Origin of the sequence: Stenotrophomonas maltophilia, from assembly GCF_013464915.1 — a bacterium.
Classification (GTDB): domain Bacteria; phylum Pseudomonadota; class Gammaproteobacteria; order Xanthomonadales; family Xanthomonadaceae; genus Stenotrophomonas; species Stenotrophomonas maltophilia_AT.
Genome location: NZ_RAVT01000012.1, coordinates 103,844 through 122,956 on the forward strand (window position 1 = coordinate 103,844; position 19,113 = coordinate 122,956).

Here is a 19,113-nt window from a genome sequence, read left to right on the forward strand (position 1 = left end):
TTCATTTCGATATCTGACAGATGTGTCGACCAAGGTCGACACCTACCAACAGCCGCGCGGACAACCATCGCAGTTCCCAACAGCCGCGGAGATCTGTCAGAGGTGGGGCGGTGTGGGTGGGCAGGACCGTTGGCGCCATGGATGGCGCCATCGAGCCCCCATGGATGGGTTTACGGCGTGTCCTGCCCACCCACACCGCCCCGCCATCCCACGGATAGCCTGCTTTTGACGTTGACGTTGACGTTGCCCTGGCTTGAAGCAGGTGCAGGGCTGCAAGCCCTGCCGAAACCCACCCAACCATGACTGCAGTCACTTGCCCGGAGCCGCCGCGCTGGCGAAAGTCGGGCAGTTGACGTGATCGGTCCGGCCTGTTGCCAACCGCACGCAAGCGAGAGAGAGAAACGCTGTGCAACGACGTGAGTTCCTGGCTTTTTCCGGTCTGGGCCTGGCGGGCCTGCTGCTGCCGCATTCCCGCGCCATCGCCGCCGAGCAGCTGCTGGCCCCGGTCGACAGCGCCCAGCGCAGGCGCCTGGCCGAGGTCGCGCTGGCGGCCGCACGCACCGCCAAGGCCAGCTACTGCGACGTGCGCATCGGCCGCTACCTCAACCAGTCGGTCATCACCCGCGAGCACCAGGTCGGCAATGTGACCAACCGCGAGTCGTCCGGCGTAGGCGTGCGGGTGATCGTCAACGGCGCCTGGGGCTTCGCTGCCACCCATCAGCAGACCGAGGCCGCCGTGCGCGCCGCGGTCGAACAGGCGGCGGCAATCGCCCGCGCCAACGCCGGCATCCAGACCCGGCCGGTACAGCTGGCGCCGACCCCGGCGGTCGGCGAGGTACGCTGGCAGACGCCGGTGCGCCGCAATGCAATGGCGGTACCGATCCAGGACAAGGTCGAGCTGCTGCTGGCGCTCAACGCAGCCGCGCTGAATGCGGGTGCCGACTTCATCAATTCCACCCTGTTCCTGGTCAACGAACAGAAGTACTTCGCCTCCAGCGACGGCTCGTTCATCGACCAGGACATCCACCGCATCTGGTTGCCGTTCACCGCCACCGCCATCGACAAGGCCAGCGGCAGGTTCCGTACCCGCGCCGGGCTGTCCTCGCCGATGGGCATGGGCTACGAGTTCCTCGATGGCGACGCGCGCGGCAAGGTGCAGCTGCCCGGTGGCATCACCGCCTACCGTGATTCCTACGACCCGGTCGAGGACGCCATCGCCGCCGCCCGCCATGCGCGCGAAAAGCTGAAGGCGCCGTCGGTGAAGCCGGGCAAGTACGACCTGGTGCTGGATCCGTCCAACCTGTTCCTGACCATCCACGAGAACGTCGGCCACCCGTTGGAGCTGGACCGCGTGCTCGGCTACGAGGCCAACTACGCCGGTACCAGCTTCGCCACGCTGGACAAGCGCGATGCCGGCTTCCGCTGGGGCAGCGACATCGTCACCTTCTTCGCCGACAAGACCCAGCCCGGCAGCCTCGGCGCGGTCGGCTACGACGACGAAGGGGTGAAGACCCAGCGCTGGGACCTGGTGCGCGACGGCGTGCTGGTCGATTACCAGGTCACCCGCGATGAAGCCCACATCCTCGGCCGCGATGCGTCGCATGGCTGCAGCTATGCCGATTCGTGGTCCAGCGTGCAGTTCCAGCGCATGGCCAATGTCTCGCTGGCACCGGGCAAGCAGCCGCTCAGCGTCGAGGACATGATCAAGGACGTGGAGAACGGCATCTGGATCCACGGCCGCGGTTCGTACTCGATCGACCAGCAACGCTACAACGCGCAGTTCGGCGGCCAGCTGTATTACCAGATCAAGGACGGAAAGATCGCCGGCATGGTCGAGGATGCGGCCTACCAGATCCGCACGCCGGAGTTCTGGAATGCATGCACCGCCATCTGCGACGAGCGCGACTTCCGCCTGGGCGGTTCGTTCTTCGACGGCAAGGGCCAGCCCGGCCAGGTCTCGGCGGTCTCGCACGGTTCGTCCACCACCCGTTTCAACGGCATCAACATCATCAACACCGCGCGCAGTCTCGGCGCTTGAGCCACCCATCCTTCGACATGGAGAGCAGCCTTGCAAAGACGTGACTTCCTGGCCCTGACCGGGCTTACCGCGGGCGGGCTGATCGTGCCCTCCTTCTTCGGCAAGGTGATCGCCGCCGAACAACTGCAGAGCACGCTGGACCTGGGGCTGAAGAAGCGCCTGGCCGATGCGGCGCTGGCCGCCGCCCGCCAAGCCGGCGCCACCTACTGCGACGTGCGCATCGGCCGCTACCTGCGGCAGTTCGTGATCACCCGCGAGGACAAGGTGCAGAACGTGGTGAACACCGAGTCCACCGGCGTGGGCATCCGCGTGATCGTCAACGGCGCCTGGGGCTTCGCCGCCACCAACGCGCTGGGCACTGCCGATGTGGCCAAGGCCGCGCAGCAGGCGGCGGCAATCGCCAAGGCCAATGCCGGCGTGCAGACCGCGCCGGTACAGCTGGCCAAGGCGCCGGGCGTGGGCGAGGTGAGCTGGCGTACGCCGATCCGCAAGAACGCAATGGAAGTGCCGATCAAGGACAAGGTGGGCCTGCTGCTGGACGTCAACGCCGCGGCGATGGGCGCCGGCGCCAGCTTCGTCAATTCGATGCTGTTCCTGGTCAACGAGCAGAAGTACTTCGCCTCCACCGACGGCTCGTACATCGACCAGGACGTGCACCGCATCTGGGCCCCGATGACGGTCACCGCCATCGACAAGTCCAGCGGCAAGTTCCGCACCCGTTCGGGCCTGTCCTCGCCAATGGGCCTGGGCTACGAATACCTGGATGGCGCCGCCGCCGGCAAGGTGGTCAGCCCCAATGGCGTGGTCAACTACAGTTCTTCCTACGACATGAAGGAAGACGCCATCGCCGCCGCCAGGCAGGCGCAGGAAAAGCTGAAGGCGCCGTCGGTGAAGCCGGGCAAGTACGACCTGGTGCTCGACCCGTCGCATACCTGGCTGACCATCCACGAGTCGATCGGCCACCCGCTGGAACTGGACCGCGTGCTCGGCTACGAAGCCAACTACGCCGGCACCAGCTTCGCCACCCTGGACAAGCGCGAACAGCATTTCCAGTACGGCAGCGAACTGGTCAACATCTTTGCCGACAAGACCCAGCCGGGCAGCCTCGGCGCGGTGGCTTACGACGACGAAGGCGTGAAGTGCAAGCGCTGGGACCTGATCAGCAGCGGCAAGCTGGTGGACTACCAGACCATCCGCGACCAGGCCCACATCCTCGGCAAGACCGAGTCCGACGGCTGCTGCTATGCCGACTCGTGGTCCAGCGTGCAGTTCCAGCGCATGGCCAACGTGTCGATGGCACCGGGCAAGAAGCCGCTGAGCGTGCCGGACCTGATCAAGGACGTGGAGAACGGCATCTACATCATCGGTGATGGTTCCTTCTCGATCGACCAGCAGCGCTACAACGCGCAGTTCGGTGGCCAGCTGTTCTACGAGATCAAGAACGGCCAGATCACCCGCATGCTGGAAGACGTGGCCTACCAGATCCGCACGCCGGAGTTCTGGAACGCCTGCACCGCCGTGGCCGACGAGCGCGACTACCGCCTGGGCGGCTCGTTCTTCGACGGCAAGGGCCAGCCGGGCCAGGTCTCGGCGGTCTCGCACGGTTCGTCGACCGCGCGCTTCAACGGCATCAATGTCATCAACACCGCACGCAGCCTCGGCTGATCGGTCAGGAGCCCTTACACCATGAGTATCTTCACCGAAGCCCAGGCCAAGGCCATCCTCGACAAGGTCATCGCCCTGTCCAAGGCCGATGAGTGCACCGCCGTGCTGGCCGGCGCGATCAGCGGCAACATCCGTTTCGCACTGAACAACGTCTCCACCAGCGGCATCGTCGACAACACCGAGCTGGCGGTCACCGTTGCCTTCGGCAAGCGCGTCGGCACCGCCTCGATCAACGAGTTCGACGATGCCGCGCTGGAACGCGTGGTGCGTCGTGCCGAAGACCTGGCGCGCCTGGCGCCGGAGAACCCGGAGTTCATGCCGGCCATCGGCAAGCAGAGCTACCGCGCCAGCCCGACCTTCAGCGAGTCCACCGCCGCGATCGATCCGGCCTTCCGCGCCAAGGTCGCCGCCGATTCGATCGCCCCGTGCCGTGGCCACGGCCTGATCGCCGCCGGCTTCCTCGAAGACGGCCAGGGCTTCCAGGCCACCGCCAACAGCAACGGCAACTTCGCCTACCAGCGCACCACCAACTTCGATTACACCTGCACCGTGCGTACCGAAGATGGCCGTGGTTCGGGCTGGGTCGGCCGCAACCTGAAGGATGCGGCGGACTTCAAGGCCGACCAGGACGTCCGCATCGCCATGCGCAAGGCCACTGAATCGGCCGAAGCCAAGGCGCTGGAGCCGGGCAAGTACACGGTGATCCTGGAGCCGGCCGCGGCCGCGGGCCTGATCAGCTTCATGATGAACTTCTTCAGCGCACGCTCGGCCGATGAAGGCCGCAGCTTCCTGTCCAGGAAGGGCGGCGGCAACAAGCTGGGCGAGCAGGTCTACGACCCGCGCGTGACCATGTTCGCCGACCCGTGGCACCCGGATGCGCCGGTCCTGCCGTGGGACAACGACGGCCTGCCGCGCGAGCGCATGGCCATCATCGAAAACGGCAAGGTCGCCAACCTGGACTACTCGCGCTTCTGGGCGCAGAAGCAGGGCAAGACCGCCAAGGCCTCGCCGGGCAACCTGCTGATGAGCGGTGGCGACAAGAGCACCGCCGAGCTGGTGCGGGGTACCCAGAAGGGCATCCTGGTCACCCGTACCTGGTACATCCGCATGGTCGATCCGCAGACCGTGCTGCTGACCGGGCTGACCCGCGACGGCACCTTCTACATCGAGAACGGCCAGATCAAGCACCCGGTGAAGAACTTCCGCTTCAACGAATCGCCGGTGATCATGCTCAACAACATCGAAGAGCTGGGCAAGCCGGTGCGCGTGGCCGGTGATGAATCCAGCTACGTGATGATGATCCCGCCGATGAAGCTGCGTGATTTCACCTTCACCTCGCTGTCCGACGCCGTCTGATGGATCGCCGGGCCTGCCTGCGCTGGTTGGCCGCTGCCGCTTCGGCGGCGGCGCTGCCGGCCTTCGCGCWGGCWGGCCCGCGCAGTTCCCGCTACGACTTCTGGTTCACCCGCCTGCAGTACGACTCCGGCGACTGGGACGTGGACGCGCGCATGCCGTCCAACCTGATCACCTCGCTGATCGACTACACCTCGCTGCGCGTGGACCCGCAGGAACACGTGGTGGCACTGGCCGACCCGCGCATGCTGGAAGCGCCGTTCTGCTACCTGGCCGGGCACACGCTGGTCGAGTTCAACGCCGCCGAACGGCAGAACTTCGTGCGCTACGTGCGCAACGGCGGCTTCGTCTTCGTCGATGACTGCAACCATGACATCGACGGGTTGTTCGCCACCTCGTTCGAGGCGCAGATGGGTCGCCTGTTCGGGCCCAAGGCATTGCAGAAACTGCCCAACAACCACGCGCTGTACCGCAGTTTCTTCCGTTTCCCCGACGGCCCGCCCGCGACCAGCTTCGAGCTCAACGGCTGGGGCGACGACCTGGTGCACGACTACCTGAAGGGCATCGAGGTCGATGGCCGCCTGGGCCTGCTCTACAGCAACAAGGACTACGGCTGCGAGTGGGACTACGACTGGCGCAACAAGCGTTTCCTGGCCGAAGACAACACCCGCTTCGGCGTCAACATCGTGATGTACGCGTTGAACAACTGATAGGACCTGCACGCCCATGACCGCCCCCGACCTCGATTCCCTGCTGCCGCGCCTGCACGATCTGCGCGCTGCGCTCGCACGCGCGGTGGTGGGCCAGAACGCCGTGGTCGAGCAGCTGCTGATCGGCCTGCTGGCCGGCGGCCACTGCCTGCTGGAAGGTGCGCCGGGCCTCGGCAAGACGCTGCTGGTGCGCTCGCTCGGGCAGGCGCTGGAACTGCAGTTCCGGCGCGTGCAGTTCACCCCCGACCTGATGCCCAGCGACATCCTCGGCACTGAACTGCTGGAAGAAGACCATGGCACCGGCCATCGCCACTTCCGCTTCCAGCAGGGCCCGATCTTCACCAACCTGCTGCTGGCCGACGAACTCAACCGCACTCCGCCCAAGACCCAGGCCGCACTGCTGGAAGCGATGCAGGAACGCACGGTCAGCTACGCCGGCACCACCTACGCGCTGCCGGCGCCGTTCTTCGTGCTGGCCACGCAGAACCCGATCGAGCAGGCCGGCACCTACCCGCTGCCGGAGGCACAGCTGGACCGCTTCCTGCTGCACGTGCTGGTGGATTACCCGAGCGAGGACGAAGAGCGGCAGATCCTGGAACAGACCACCGGCGGTGCCACCGACGCGGTGCCGAAGGTGATGGATGCCGAAGCGGTGATTGCCCTGCAGGCCGCGGTGCGCCAGGTGCATGTCAGCCCCGATGTGCTGGCCTGGATCACCCGCCTGGTGCGCGCCAGCCGGCCCGGCGACGGCGCACCCGCCGCGATCAACCAGTGGGTGAAGTGGGGTGCTGGTCCGCGTGCCGGCCAATCGCTGGTGCTTGCCGCCAAGGCACGCGCACTGCTGCAGGGCCGTTTCGCCGCCACCCGCGAGGACGTGCAGGCGCTGGCCGCGCCGGTGATGCGCCATCGCCTGCTGCTGTCGTTCGCCGCCGAGGCTGAGCAGAAGCGTGCCGACGACGTGGTCGCCGCCCTGCTGCAGGCCGTGCCGTTCCCGGGTTGAGCCACGCGTGAACGCAGGTGCCCCGCTGACCTTGCCACCGGAACTGCGCGCGCGCCTGCGCCTGCTGCGGTTGCGGCCGCGCCTGGCCAGCGGTGCCAGTGGCATTGGCCAGCACGCCAGCCGCAGCCGTGGTGCCGGCCTGGAGTTCGCCCAGTACCGGGCCTACGAGCCGGGCGACGAACTCCGCCAGGTCGACTGGAAGCTGTATGCGCGCTCGGACCGCTTCTTCGTGCGCGAATCGGAACGCGAAAGCCCGATCACGGTCTGGCTGCTGCTCGATGCCACCGCCTCGGCCGGCCAGGCTGATCGCGCCGCACCGCAGCGCACGCGACTGGACCACATGCGTGGCGTGGCCGCATGCCTGGTTGAACTGGCCCTGCAACAGGGTGATCGCTTCGGCCTGCTGGCGATCAATGGCGATGGCCTGCAACTGGTGCCCGCAGCGAGCGGCGCACGCCAACGTGACCGCGTGCACCTGCAACTTCATGCGCTGCAGGCGCGCGGCGGCTGGCCATCGGCGGATCGACTGCGCCCCCTGTGGGAGCGCGTACGCCCCGGCGACATGTTGCTGGCCATTGGCGATGGCTTCGATGAAGCCGGCATCGTGCTGCTGGAACAACTGGCCAGCGCCCGTCGCGAAGTGGCACTGCTGCAGATCCTGACCGCTGACGAACGCGATTTCCCGTTCGACGCCGGCCATCGCTTCCGCGACCCGGAGACCGGCGAAGAACTGCTGGGCGATGGCGCAGCGATCCGTACCGACTACCTGCAGCGCTTTGCCGATGCCCGCAGCGCGCTGCGGGCGCGCCTGCAAGCCAGTGGCATCGCCAGCGCCAACGGTTGGCTGGACCAGCCGCTGGACCAGCCGCTGCAGGCGCTGTTCGGCCGTGGGGGCGGCGCATGAACCTGCTGTTCCCGCTGGGCCTGGCCGCGCTCGCCGCATGGCTGCTGCCGCTGCTCATCCACCTGGCCCGCCGCCATCCATATACGCCGCTGGATTTCGCCGCCCTGCGCTGGCTGCGCGCGCAGATCCGACCGCGCCAGCGCATCCGCTTCGATGACTGGCCGCTGCTGCTGGTGCGGCTGCTGTTGCTTGCCGCATTGGCCTTGTTGCTGGCACGACCTGCGTTGACCGGGCCTGCGCCAGCCCCCACTGCGTGGACGGTCGTTGCTCCAGGGCTGGACGCGACCGCACTACGCGGCACCACCGAAGCGGGCAACTGGCATTGGCTGGCGCCCGGCTTCCCGGCCATTGATCAAGTGCCATCTGCATCCACTGCCTCCCTGCCCAGCCTGCTGCGCGAACTGGACGCACAGCTGCCCGCGGGCACCGCATTGACCGTGCACGTTCCCGATCCCCTACCCGGCCTGGACGGCGCACGCCTGCAGCTGTCGCGCGAGGTGCAGTGGCGCCCGCAGCCGATACCGGTCACTGCGCAACCGAGTGCTGCAACGTCGCCGCGTCTGCGCGTGCACAGCGATGCTTCGGCCGCCACCCAGCATTGGTTGAATGCACTGCAGCGCGCGTGGGGCATGCAGGCGCCGCTCGCGCCACTGGCTGCGGATGCGCTGCCCGGGCGCGGCGAGATCGGCATATGGAGCCGCAACGGCACACTGCCGGCGAACTGGCAGGGGTGGCTGCGCGACGGCGGTCGTGTAGTGACTGCGGGCAAGCCTGCCGCCGAGGCCAGCATCCTGCTGCGCAACGCCGAGGGCGCCCCGCTGCTGTGGCAGCAACGCATCGGCCACGGTGTCCTGCTGTCTCTGCCCGGCGACTGGGATGCCTCAGGCAACGCTGCGCTGCGCGATCCACAGTTGCCGCGTGCCCTGCTGTTGGCCCTGCAACCGCCTGCGTCACCTCGCCTGGGTGACGCGCAGGACCAGGCACCGCACCGGGCCGTACTGCCTGCGACCACTCCGCCAGTGCGTGAACCAACCCTCTGGCTGCTGCTGGCCGTCGTGCTGCTGTTCGCGCTGGAACGCTGGATGGCCAGCAGCGCCCGGCGCAGGGTGGCAGCATGAACGCGTTGCACCGTGCCTGGCAGCGTGCGCGGCGCCGACGCGCCCTGATCACCCTGCTGCTTGGCCTGCCGTTGGCGCTGGCCGCCACCGCGCTGGCGCTGCGCCTGGCCGGCTTCGATCTGGCCTGCGTGGCTGGCACGCTCGTCGTGCTCGCCTGCGCCGCCGTTGCGACGGCGCGTACCCGCCGGCTCGACCGTCGGTGGCTGCAGCGGCAACTTGATGCCAGCGGCACCAGCGAAGACAGCGCGGACCTGTTGTTCGCCGAGACCACCACGCTCAATCCGCTGCAGCAGCGCCAACGCACGCACGTGCTGGCCACGCTGCAGCGCCACATGCCGGAACTGCGACCGCGCTGGCCGCGTGCAGCGCTGGCCCTGTGCTGGATCGCGGGCCTGACCATCGCACTGCTGGCACTCGGCTGGCCGCGCTCGAACAGCGGCCCCGCCGCCGTTGCACCCACGGCGCACGACAACGCCATGCCCGCGGGCCCACTGCACCTGCAGTCGACCCGCCTGCGCATCGACGCACCGGCCTATACCGGCCAGGCTGCGCTCACCCAGAATGCGCTGGATGCCAAGGTTGCCGCCGACAGCCGGCTGTCGTGGTCGCTGCGCTTCGATCGCGCGCCGGACAAGGCATGGCTGCAGTTCCACGATGGCCGGCGCCTGCCGCTGAACGAGCAGGACGGCCAATGGCACGCGCAGGATGTGGCGCGCACGCCGATGCTGTACCGCGTGGTGAGCGAACCGGCACTGGCCGAGACCCGCCTGCATCGGCTGGACGTGGTGGCCGACCGTGCACCCTCCGTACGCGTGCTGGAACCGGCCGCCAGCCTGGTTCTGGGCACGCCCGGGCAACGGCAATGGGCGCTGCGCTTCGAGGCCAGCGACGACTACGGCGTGGCCGCGCAGGCAGCGCTGTCGATCACCACCACCCAGGGCAGCGGTGAGAACATCACCTTCGTCCGTCGCAGCGTCAGCCTCACCGGCAGTGGTGAGTCGACCGCACGGCGCTTCGCGCATACGCTCGACCTCGCCGCACTGGGTGCGCAGCCTGGCAACGATGTGATCGCGCAGCTGGAAGTGCGCGACAACCACACGCCCACTCCGCAGACCGGGCGCAGCAGCAGCGTGATCCTGCGCCTGCCGAGCACAGAAGTCGCCCTCACCGCCGAACTGGAAGGCCGCATCAAGAAGACCCTGCCGGCGTACTTCCGCAGCCAGCGGCAGATCATCATCGATGCCGAGGCATTGATCCGGCAGCGGCGCAGTCTCGCCGCTGATGACTTCATCAAGCGCAGCGATGCGATCGGTGTCGACCAGCGCATCCTGCGCCTGCGCTACGGCCAGTTCCTGGGCGAGGAAAGCGAAGGCGCACCGAAGCCGCCACCGACCAGCGACCTGCCCACCAGCGATGCGCCGACCGCAGATGGCCACGACGACGATCACGAGCACGATCACGACCATGGCGCCGATGCCGGAGCGCACGACGACCATGGCCATGATCACGGCGGCCAGCCGGCCAATGCCGATACGCCACCGGTGTTCGGCAGCGCAACCGACGTGCTTTCCGAGTACGGCCACACCCATGACCACGCCGAGGCGGCCACCCTGCTCGATCCGCAGACCCGTGCCACGCTGAAGGCCGCGCTGGACCAGATGTGGTCGGCCGAAGGCGAGCTGCGCCAGGGCCGCCCGGAGCAGGCGCTGCCCTTCGCCTACAAGGCGCTGGGCTTCATCAAGCAGGTGCAGCAGGCCGAGCGCATCTACCTGGCCCGGGTCGGACCGGAGCTGCCACCGATCGATGAAGGCCGCCGGCTGGGCGGTGATCGCGCCGGGCTGTCCAGCCGTGAACTGCCGTTGGCCGCACGCACGCCGCCGGACCCGGCCATTGTCGAAGCCTGGCAGCGTCTCGGCGATGACGTCGGCACACCCGATCTCGATGCGCTCGCCAGCTGGCAGCAACGCAACGCTGCCTACCTGCCCGATGCACTGGACCTGGCCGCCGCCATCGAACAGCTGCGCATCGAACCCGGCTGCCGCGACTGCCGCCAGCGCCTGCGTGCGCAGCTGTGGCGTGCCCTGCAGCGTCCGTTGCCGCAGGCGATGCGGCGCAGTGCGGCCGATGCGATGGGCCAGCGCTACCTCGATGCGCTGGAGGCGCAGCCATGAACGCCTCCAGCCTGAACCTGTGGATTGCGCTGGCACTCGCTGTGGTCGTGGTCATCGCCAGCGTGCGCCAGTTGCGTGGAAGCACCGCGCACCCGGGCCGCCGGTGGAGCGTGATCGCACTGCAGATCGTCGCTGCCACCTTGCTGTATTTCTGCCTGGTGCCACCCACCCATCAACAATCCGCCGCCGGGCTGGTCGTGCTCAGCGCCGAGGCCGACACAGCAGGCGCACCGCCGGCCAGCGAAGGCCCGCTGCTGCTGTTGCCGGAAGCTGCCGATGTGCCCGGCGCACAGCGCGTTCCCGACCTGGCCACCGCGCTGCGCCAACACCCGGCCTCCACGCTCACCCTGGTGGGCGCCGGCCTGGCCGCACGCGATCGCGACGCGGCGTTGCCGGGCGACGTGCGTTGGCAGGCAGCACCCGCACCGCGTGGCTGGGTCGCGCTGCAGCCACCGGCCGACGTTGCTCCCGGCGGACGCTTCGAGGTACAGGCGCAGGCTCGTGGCGCGGCAAAGGCGAAGGCCGAGCTGCTGGACCCGGGCGACACCGTGGTCGATCGCGCGGACGTTGCCGAAGACGGCCGCGTCCAGCTCACCGGCATCGCCCGCGCCGAAGGCCGCAGCGTATTCCGGTTGCGCCTGCTCGACACCGAAGGCCATGTGGTGGATACCGTACCGGTGCCGCAGCAGACCTTGCCGGCAGCGCCCCTGCGCCTGTTGGTGCGTGCCAGCGCACCCGGCCCGGAACTGAAGTATCTGCGCCGCTGGGCCGCCGATGCCGGCCTCCGCGTGCAGGTGCAGGCCGATACCGGTGCCGGGCTCAGCGTGGGCGATGGCGTGGTTTCGCTCGATGCTGCAACGCTGGCGCGCAGCGATCTGCTGCTGCTGGACGAACGCAGTCTGTCTGCCCTGGGTGCAGGCCAGCTGGCCGTCGTGCGCCAGGCGCTGCGCGAGGGTCTGGGTGTACTGGTGCGCAGTGCCGGGGCACCTTCGGCCAGTGCGCGCCAGCGCCTGCACGATCTTGGCCTGCCAGTGCAGGGCGATGGCAGCAGCCACACCCTCGAACTTCCCGGCGACGGTGACAGCGCGGTCCTTGCCGCGCGCCGTGGCCCGCTTGCCGCCGGCACACTGCCGACCGGCTACGGCGAAGAGGCCGACCGCAGCTCGCACAGCGCTGCGCTGCCTTCGCTGGAAGCACTGGCGTTGCAGGCACCGGGCAGCAACGTACTGCTGCACGATCGGGGCGGCAAGGCCGTCGGCGGCTGGCGCGCGGCCGGCAAGGGGCGCATCGGCCTGCTGCCACTCACCGACAGTTGGCGCTGGGTGCTGGCAGGCCGCGATGATCGCCACGGCGAACTGTGGAGCGGCGTGGTGGCCACACTGGCACGCGCGCAGGGCAGCGGTGATGTGCTGTGGTCACCACAGGCGATTGCCTGGGCCGGCGAACGCCAGGTGCTGTGCGGCGTGCAGGCGCCGCTGCAGGCCTTCAGCCAGCGTGGCGACAGCGTGCCGCTGATCGTCGATGGTGCGGCATCGGCGCTGCGGTGTGCCGGCTGGTGGCCACGTGGCGCAGGTTGGCAGCGCCTGCAGCATGGGGACAGTATCGTCTGGCGCTATGTATTCGACCCGAAGGACGCAGCTGCACTGCATCGGCAGGCGATGATCGATGCGACCACGCGGGTGCTGGCCCGCAGCGTGCCCCGTGATGTGCAGGCCACGCAGCCGGTGGCCGGCTCGCGCTGGCCGTGGTGGCTGGCCTTCGTGCTGTGCGCTGCGCTGCTGTGGTGGCTGGAACGGCGGCGCTGACCCCGCCGACTGGATCGTGGACCGCATCCACGCATGGCGTGGATCTACTGGCCGGTTGCCCTGGTGGATGCCAACCTTGGTTGGCGCCTCTCAGCGCGTGCCCGCGCGCCGATACACGCCATTGAAGCGCACGTTCATGCCACCGCACTCGCTGTTGTCGGCCACGATCAGCACCTCGCCCAGCGAATGCACACGCACCCTGCAGGTGTCTTCGGCGAACTCCACATCGGCGCCGCGTGGGGTCGCGCGTGCTTCCACCTGGCCCATGTTCGGCCCATAGGGACGCTGCTCCGGCGTCGGGTTGGCGGAGGGCCAGTAAGCGTCGCCTTCCACATGCAACTGCCCACCCTGCACCGAGATGCGCAGGCCATTGTCGCCATCCTTCCAATGGCCTGCCCAGTCCCGCAGGGACGGCACGACCGCAGGCAACGTCTGCAGCTTGCTGCGGTCCACCCAGCCGGCGCTGCCGCCCACCTTGTTCGGGAAGAACGCACAGCGATAGCCACCCAGGTCGCGCCCGGTCACCACCGTATCGCCGTTGACCACATAGCTGCGCTGGCGGCAGGCCGGCTCGCCCTTGCCCGGGCAGCCGTCCATGTCACCGAGCAGGTACAGGCGAGGTGCATCGATCACCCGTGCGAGGGCGAATCCGCTCTGTTCGGACGGGAACGCGCCGTTGCGGCAGGCGCCGCCATCGGCGATGCCGGAAGCGATGGCGGAGGCCGGCAGCAACCCAGCCACCAGGCAGAAGGAACGCAGGGACATGGCGATGGCACCGATGGGGAAGCCGGCAGGATATACCGGCCTACTTCACCGGCGATGGCTCAGCGGCACCCTGCTCCTCGGTGAACCGCAGCGCACGCTGCTGCTGTTCGGCACTGAGTTCCGGCGGTGGCCGCGCCACCGCCGCCTGGATCTGCGCTGGTCCACCGGTAAGCTTGTTCACGCCCTTTGCGGCCGCCATCACGCCCTTGACCACGCCCATCATGATGTAGCCGCCGCCCATGCTGACCTGCTCCGGTGACGGTGGTTCACTCCAGTCGCGGCTGAAGCGGTTGTCGCCGAACTTCACCGGATTCTTGAAGCGGTACAGATCCAGCGGCTCGTCATCGGGCTTGAGTGCGCGCACTTCGCCAAGGGTGGTGACGTTGTCCTGCGGAAGGGGGGTGGAAACCGGCGCGCTGGCTACTGCCGGGGCATCAGCAGGGGGAACGGGTGCAGGATCGGGCACCGCCACCGGAGCGGGCTGTTGCGCCTGCGCGATGCCGGCCAGCAGCATGCCGGCCAGCAGTGCTCCCTGCGTTCCACGTCGTGCCACAGCCACCCACCCTGTTGGTTGCGTCCAGCGCCCAAGGATACGGATGCCGGCTTCAGATTTCGTTGGAAGTGCGGACAGGCGTTCAGCCGGCGATAGCGAAATCTGCAACTCGTTGCATTGGCTTCCCCCGTCGGACGGTTGACCCTGACAGGTTCATTCCAGATCGCATAACGCACGCCAATGCCACCCACTGTGCTTCTTCTGATGATCATCGTGCCGTTGATGCTGGTAGCGGCTGGCTTCGAATGGTCATCCCGGATGCGTGATGCGTTGGTGGCGCTTCGCCGACGCACACCGCTGCGCATGCTCAGCGCCGATGAACACGCTGCCCTTGGTCCGGTCCGCGCCACGACGGGTCAGATGCACGACAACCAGGTCAGGCACCTTTCCGGCGCCGTCGATGGCGATCAGTATGCGTGGGGAGACCGTGTAACGAATCACGCGCGCATCGCGGGTGTGCAGGTCCTGCTGCCGTTCGATGCTTGGCGCCATCTGGCCGAGGACAATGATGCCGAAGTGGTGCTGATCGGCGACATGGCCGTGGCCGTGCGCCTGAATCGCTTCCACATCGTGGGTGCCCAGCGGCGAGCGCGGCGGAATGCGGCGCTGGACGATGCGGGCTTCGACGTACCCGGCCTGCGGCCTCGACGCCAGCGGATTGAGGACTGCGCACCGAGCCAGCTGCGCGGCGATCGACTGGAATCCCCGGAAGAGGTTGCGCTGCGACGCGCCACGGGCTCGCGCGCAGGCGGCTGGGGCGCGGCCGTGCTCGCTTTGGGGGCAGTGACCTTCACTGTCAATGATGCTTTGCAGTGGGAGCAGTGGCTGTTGTCGAGCCCCCTGCTTGCCATTGCCGGGCTGGCCATCTGGCTGGCCATGCGCGGGCGTCAAGGACCGGCAACCGCAACACGGGTGCTGCAGGTGTCCGGCAGGCTCTGCATGCTACGGCTGCATCCGGCCCATTCATGTGTCTGGTTGATCGGCAATGACCGTCGCATCGAGTTTCCCTTTGAGTGGATGGGAGGCCCGCATTTCCAGGAGGGGCGCCGTGTCCTGCTGGATATCCGCGAGTCGGATGGGCAGGTACTGGCGGCCGGCCCGGGCTGGTCGCTCGCGGACGATCGCCGCGGCTTTCCGCCACGCGGGGCCTGGTGGCATATGGCCTGGCTGGGAATGATGCCACTCGTTCTGATATTTGCAGGATTGCCTCCCCTGAGCGAGGAGAGCCCAACGTGGGTTCTGTGGTGGCCGTCTGCGGCAGTCTTCGCACTGTGGCAGGCCGGGCAACTGCTGCACAAAGCCTGGAAATGGCATCGTTGCAGCAGCAGGTTGCAGGCCGAGTTGAGCAGCCGCCGTGCGCCCGCGCTCTGAACGGTTCACTGCATCCCACGCCGGTGTCTCACATCCTGAGACGTGGATGTGGTGCCATGTGACCCCTCGCAATCCGTCCCGGCTCCATCTTCCATGGCTTACGAACTCGCCAAGCGCACCGCCGATGCCGAGCAGAAGCTCGCCACCCGCGACGGCCTGCCCGCCCGCGATGGCGCCCTGCTCAGTGCGCGCCTGCAGCGCCGCTACCAGGACCGCATCACCGGCAGCTTCGCCATTCCCGGCCGCGAGGGCCGCTACGCGCCCATTCCCGGTTCGGTGCCACCGGCGCTGGCCGCCGCCCTGAAGTCGCGCGGCATCGAACAGCTCTACAGCCACCAGGCCGAAGCGTGGGAGGCCAGCCAGCGCGGCGAGCACGTGGCCATCGTCACCCCCACCGCCAGCGGCAAGTCGCTGTGCTACACCCTGCCGGTGGTCAGCGCGGCGATGCAGGACAAGGCCAAGGCGCTGTACCTGTTCCCGACCAAGGCACTGGCCCAGGATCAGGTGGCCGAGCTGCTGGAACTCAACCGCGCCGGCGATCTGGGGGTGAAGGCCTTCACCTTCGATGGCGACACCCCTGGCGATGCGCGGCAGGCCATCCGCCTGCACGGCGACATCGTGGTGTCCAACCCGGACATGCTGCACCAGGCCATCCTGCCGCATCACACCAAGTGGGCGCAGTTCTTCGAGAACCTGCGCTACATCGTCATCGACGAGGTACACACCTATCGCGGCGTGTTCGGCAGCCACGTCACCAACGTGCTGCGCCGGCTCAGGCGCATCTGCGCGTTCTACGGCGTGCAACCGCAGTTCATCCTGTGCTCGGCCACCATCGGCAATCCGCAGGCGCATGCCGAGGCACTCATCGAAGCGCCGGTCACCGCCATTACCGAGTCCGGCGCGCCCAGCGGGCCGAAGCAGGTGCTGCTGTGGAACCCGCCGGTGATCAATCCGGACCTCGGCCTGCGCGCCTCGGCGCGCTCGCAGAGCAACCGCATCGCCCGCATCGCGATCAAGTCCGGCCTGAAGACACTGGTGTTCGCGCAGACCCGGTTGATGGTGGAGGTGCTGACCAAGTACCTGAAGGACATCTTCGACCACGACCCGCGCAAGCCACCCCGCATCCGCGCCTACCGCGGCGGTTACCTGCCCACCGAGCGCCGCGAGACCGAGCGCGCGATGCGCGCCGGCAACATCGACGGCATCGTCAGCACCTCGGCGCTGGAGCTGGGCGTGGATATCGGCAGCCTGGACGTGGTCATCCTCAACGGCTACCCCGGCAGCGTGGCCGCCACCTGGCAGCGCTTTGGCCGTGCCGGTCGCCGTCAGCAGCCCGCACTCGGCGTGATGGTGGCCAGTTCGCAGCCACTGGACCAGTACGTGGTACGCCATCCGGACTTCTTCGCCGAAGCCTCGCCCGAACATGCGCGCATCGCGCCGGACCAGCCGCTGATCCTGTTCGACCACATCCGCTGCGCGGCCTTCGAACTGCCGTTCCGGGTCGGCGATGGCTTCGGCCCGATCGACCCCGAAGTGTTCCTGGAAGCGCTGGCCGAAACCGAGGTCATCCACCGCGAAGGCGAGCGCTGGGAATGGATCGCCGACAGCTACCCGGCCAACGCGGTCAGCCTGCGTGCGGTGGCCGACGGCAACTTCGTGGTGGTCGACCGCAGCGATGGCCGCCAGCAGATCATCGCCGAGGTCGACTATTCGGCCGCCGCGCTCACCCTGTACGAAGGCGCGATCCACATGGTGCAGTCCACCCCGTACCAGGTGGAAACGCTGGACTGGGACGGCCGCAAGGCCTACGTCACCCGCACCCACGTGGACTACTACACCGACAGCATCGACTTCACCAAGCTCAAGGTGCTGGACCGCTTCGATGGAGGTGTGGCCGGCCGTGGCGATTCACATCACGGCGAAGTGCATGTGGTGCGCCGCGTGGCCGGCTACAAGAAGATCCGCTATTACACCCACGAGAACATCGGCTACGGCCCGGTGAACCTGCCCGACCAGGAACTGCACACCACTGCGGTGTGGTGGCAGCTGCCGCAGGCGCTGCTGCTGCGCGCGTTCGCCAGCAGGCAGGATGCGCTGGATGGCTTCCTCGGCGCGGCCTACGCGCTGCACATCGTCGCCACCGTGGCGGTGATGGCCGATGCGCGCGACCTGCAGAAGTCGGTCGGCAACGGCGATGGTGCCTGGTTCGCGATCGCCGACCAGAGTGGCCGTGGCCAGCTGCGCGGCAGCGAGGGTGATCCCGGCGTCGTCGAGCTGCTGCAGGAGTTCGTGCCCACCGTCTACCTGTACGACAACTTCCCCGGCGGCGTCGGCCTCAGCGAGCCGCTGTGGCAGCGCCAGGCCGAGCTGGTGCAGCGCGCGCGCGAACTGGTACAGCGCTGCGACTGCAAGGCCGGGTGCCCGGCCTGTGTCGGCCCGGTACTGGCGGCGCAGGAAGAGGATGAAACTTCGCCGCGTGCGCTGGCGCTGCGCGTGCTCGACCTGTTCGATGCCGAGGCCTGCCAGCATGTGCCCGACGTGGTGGTGACCGTGCGCGATCCGATGGAGCTGCTGGCACCGTGAGCCTGAGCCTGGACAAGCTGCGCCTGCTGCGCAGGCAGGCCGGCGACCCGAAAGCGGCCACGCCGGCGGCGCCGGATGCAACGCCTGCGCCCCCCGCACCCGTGGCCGCCAACGATGCACGGCAACCACCGGCCGAGCGCTCGGTGTTCGCCTGGGTCGAACAGGAAATCCGCCACAAGCCGACTGGCGCAGCGGCGCCCCTTGCTGCACCGGCATCGCTGCGCCAACCAGAGGTGGGCAGCCTGCATCGGTTGCTCGGCCTGCGTTCGCGCGGTGGAGCCGCGCCGGCACGCGCCAGCGCGCAGGATCGCCAGCTGCCCGGTGAGGAGATCGCACCGGGCCTGTTCCTGATCGAATCGCTGCAGCCGCAGCCCATTCCGGCACAGCCGCTGTCGCTGGATTTCGCCCGCCGCGAAGGCGAATACGTAGCCCCGCGCGACCTGCTGTTCTTCGATACCGAGACCACGGGCCTGGCCGGCGGCACCGGCACCCGCGCCTTCATGATCGGCGCCGCCGACTGGCATGTGTGCCCGCAACGCGGTGAAGGCCTGCGCATCCGCCAGCTTCTGATGTCCACCATGGCCGCCGAAGACGCGATGCTGGCGACGTTCGCCAGCTGGCTGCAGCCGTCCACCGTGTTCTGCAGCTACAACGGCCGCAGCTACGACGCACCGCTGCTGAAGGCCCGCTACCGACTGGCCCGCCAGCGGTGCCCGATCACGGCGCTGGATCACATTGATCTGCTCTATCCGACCCGCCGCCGCTATCGCGGCACGTGGGAGAACTGCAAGTTGTCCACCATCGAGCGCCAGCTGCTGCGCGTGGTGCGCGAGGATGACCTGCCCGGCTCGGAGGCCCCCGGTGCATGGCTGCGTTTCCTGCGCGGCGGCGACGCGGTGAACCTGCGCCGGGTGGCCGACCACAACCACCAGGACGTGGTGACCCTGGCCCTGCTGCTGCAGCGGTTGGTACGCGAGGAGCAACGCGAGCGCGAGACGCTGGCGCTGGTCGGGCAGTAGGCGTTGACACGGCCTGACGGTGGCAGCGGCGACACTGCCGCCACCATCCACGCCTGGA

General features: G+C 68.3%; 14 protein-coding genes. 12 read left to right on the top strand and 2 right to left on the bottom strand.

Annotation, left to right across the window (positions count from 1 at the left end; translation table 11 throughout):
- The first annotated feature begins 406 nt into the window (after window positions 1–406).
- From D7T59_RS04495 to D7T59_RS04535, 9 genes are read left to right on the top strand one after another with little or no spacing between them, the layout of a single operon-like run.
- Window positions 407–2,038, top strand: a complete 1,632-nt coding sequence (locus D7T59_RS04495; protein WP_180851041.1) for a metallopeptidase TldD-related protein — start codon at window positions 407–409, stop codon at window positions 2,036–2,038.
- Window positions 2,039–2,068: 30 nt separating this feature from the next.
- Window positions 2,069–3,703, top strand: a complete 1,635-nt coding sequence (locus D7T59_RS04500) for a TldD/PmbA family protein (protein WP_180851040.1) — start codon at window positions 2,069–2,071, stop codon at window positions 3,701–3,703.
- A 21-nt stretch (window positions 3,704–3,724) separates the two neighbouring features.
- The gene (locus tag D7T59_RS04505) at window positions 3,725–5,059 is read left to right on the top strand and encodes a TldD/PmbA family protein (protein WP_164137161.1); all 1,335 of its coding nucleotides are present in this window, start codon (window positions 3,725–3,727) and stop codon (window positions 5,057–5,059) included.
- Complete coding sequence (locus tag D7T59_RS04510; protein ID WP_180880487.1) at window positions 5,059–5,766, top strand: DUF4159 domain-containing protein; 708 nt, start codon at window positions 5,059–5,061, stop codon at window positions 5,764–5,766. The genes D7T59_RS04505 and D7T59_RS04510 overlap by 1 nt, the downstream gene beginning before the upstream one ends.
- Before the next feature lie 16 nt (window positions 5,767–5,782).
- Window positions 5,783–6,766, top strand: a complete 984-nt coding sequence (locus D7T59_RS04515) for an AAA family ATPase (RefSeq protein ID WP_180851038.1) — start codon at window positions 5,783–5,785, stop codon at window positions 6,764–6,766.
- A gap of 7 nt (window positions 6,767–6,773) precedes the next feature.
- Window positions 6,774–7,670: a DUF58 domain-containing protein gene (locus D7T59_RS04520; RefSeq protein ID WP_180851037.1), complete on the top strand. Its 897-nt coding sequence runs from the start codon at window positions 6,774–6,776 to the stop codon at window positions 7,668–7,670.
- Window positions 7,667–8,788 (top strand): BatA domain-containing protein, encoded by a 1,122-nt coding sequence (locus D7T59_RS04525; protein WP_164137158.1) that lies wholly within the window; start codon window positions 7,667–7,669, stop codon window positions 8,786–8,788. The genes D7T59_RS04520 and D7T59_RS04525 overlap by 4 nt, the downstream gene beginning before the upstream one ends.
- On the top strand, window positions 8,785–10,959 hold the full coding sequence (locus D7T59_RS04530; RefSeq protein ID WP_180851036.1) for a hypothetical protein: 2,175 nt from the start codon (window positions 8,785–8,787) through the stop codon (window positions 10,957–10,959). Before D7T59_RS04525 ends, D7T59_RS04530 begins: the two co-directional genes overlap by 4 nt.
- Window positions 10,956–12,764: a hypothetical protein gene (locus tag D7T59_RS04535; protein ID WP_180851035.1), complete on the top strand. Its 1,809-nt coding sequence runs from the start codon at window positions 10,956–10,958 to the stop codon at window positions 12,762–12,764. The genes D7T59_RS04530 and D7T59_RS04535 overlap by 4 nt, the downstream gene beginning before the upstream one ends.
- Before the next feature lie 90 nt (window positions 12,765–12,854).
- On the opposite strand, the gene D7T59_RS04540 is transcribed toward D7T59_RS04535, so the two are convergent.
- Together D7T59_RS04540 and D7T59_RS04545 are read right to left on the bottom strand one after the other, a co-directional pair.
- Window positions 12,855–13,529 (bottom strand): hypothetical protein, encoded by a 675-nt coding sequence (locus tag D7T59_RS04540; RefSeq protein WP_180851034.1) that lies wholly within the window; start codon window positions 13,527–13,529, stop codon window positions 12,855–12,857.
- Window positions 13,530–13,569: 40 nt separating this feature from the next.
- Window positions 13,570–14,043, bottom strand: coding sequence for a hypothetical protein (locus D7T59_RS04545; protein WP_180851097.1), 474 nt, complete (start codon window positions 14,041–14,043; stop codon window positions 13,570–13,572).
- A 243-nt stretch (window positions 14,044–14,286) separates the two neighbouring features.
- On the opposite strand from D7T59_RS04545, the gene D7T59_RS04550 reads away from it, so the two are divergent.
- The 3 genes from D7T59_RS04550 (at window position 14,287) to D7T59_RS04560 (ending at window position 19,055) form a co-directional block, all read left to right on the top strand.
- Window positions 14,287–15,453 (top strand): hypothetical protein, encoded by a 1,167-nt coding sequence (locus tag D7T59_RS04550; RefSeq protein WP_180851033.1) that lies wholly within the window; start codon window positions 14,287–14,289, stop codon window positions 15,451–15,453.
- A 93-nt stretch (window positions 15,454–15,546) separates the two neighbouring features.
- The gene (locus D7T59_RS04555) at window positions 15,547–18,036 is read left to right on the top strand and encodes a DEAD/DEAH box helicase (protein ID WP_180851032.1); all 2,490 of its coding nucleotides are present in this window, start codon (window positions 15,547–15,549) and stop codon (window positions 18,034–18,036) included.
- On the top strand, window positions 18,033–19,055 hold the full coding sequence (locus D7T59_RS04560; RefSeq protein WP_180851031.1) for a ribonuclease H-like domain-containing protein: 1,023 nt from the start codon (window positions 18,033–18,035) through the stop codon (window positions 19,053–19,055). Before D7T59_RS04555 ends, D7T59_RS04560 begins: the two co-directional genes overlap by 4 nt.
- Window positions 19,056–19,113: the final 58 nt, after the last annotated feature.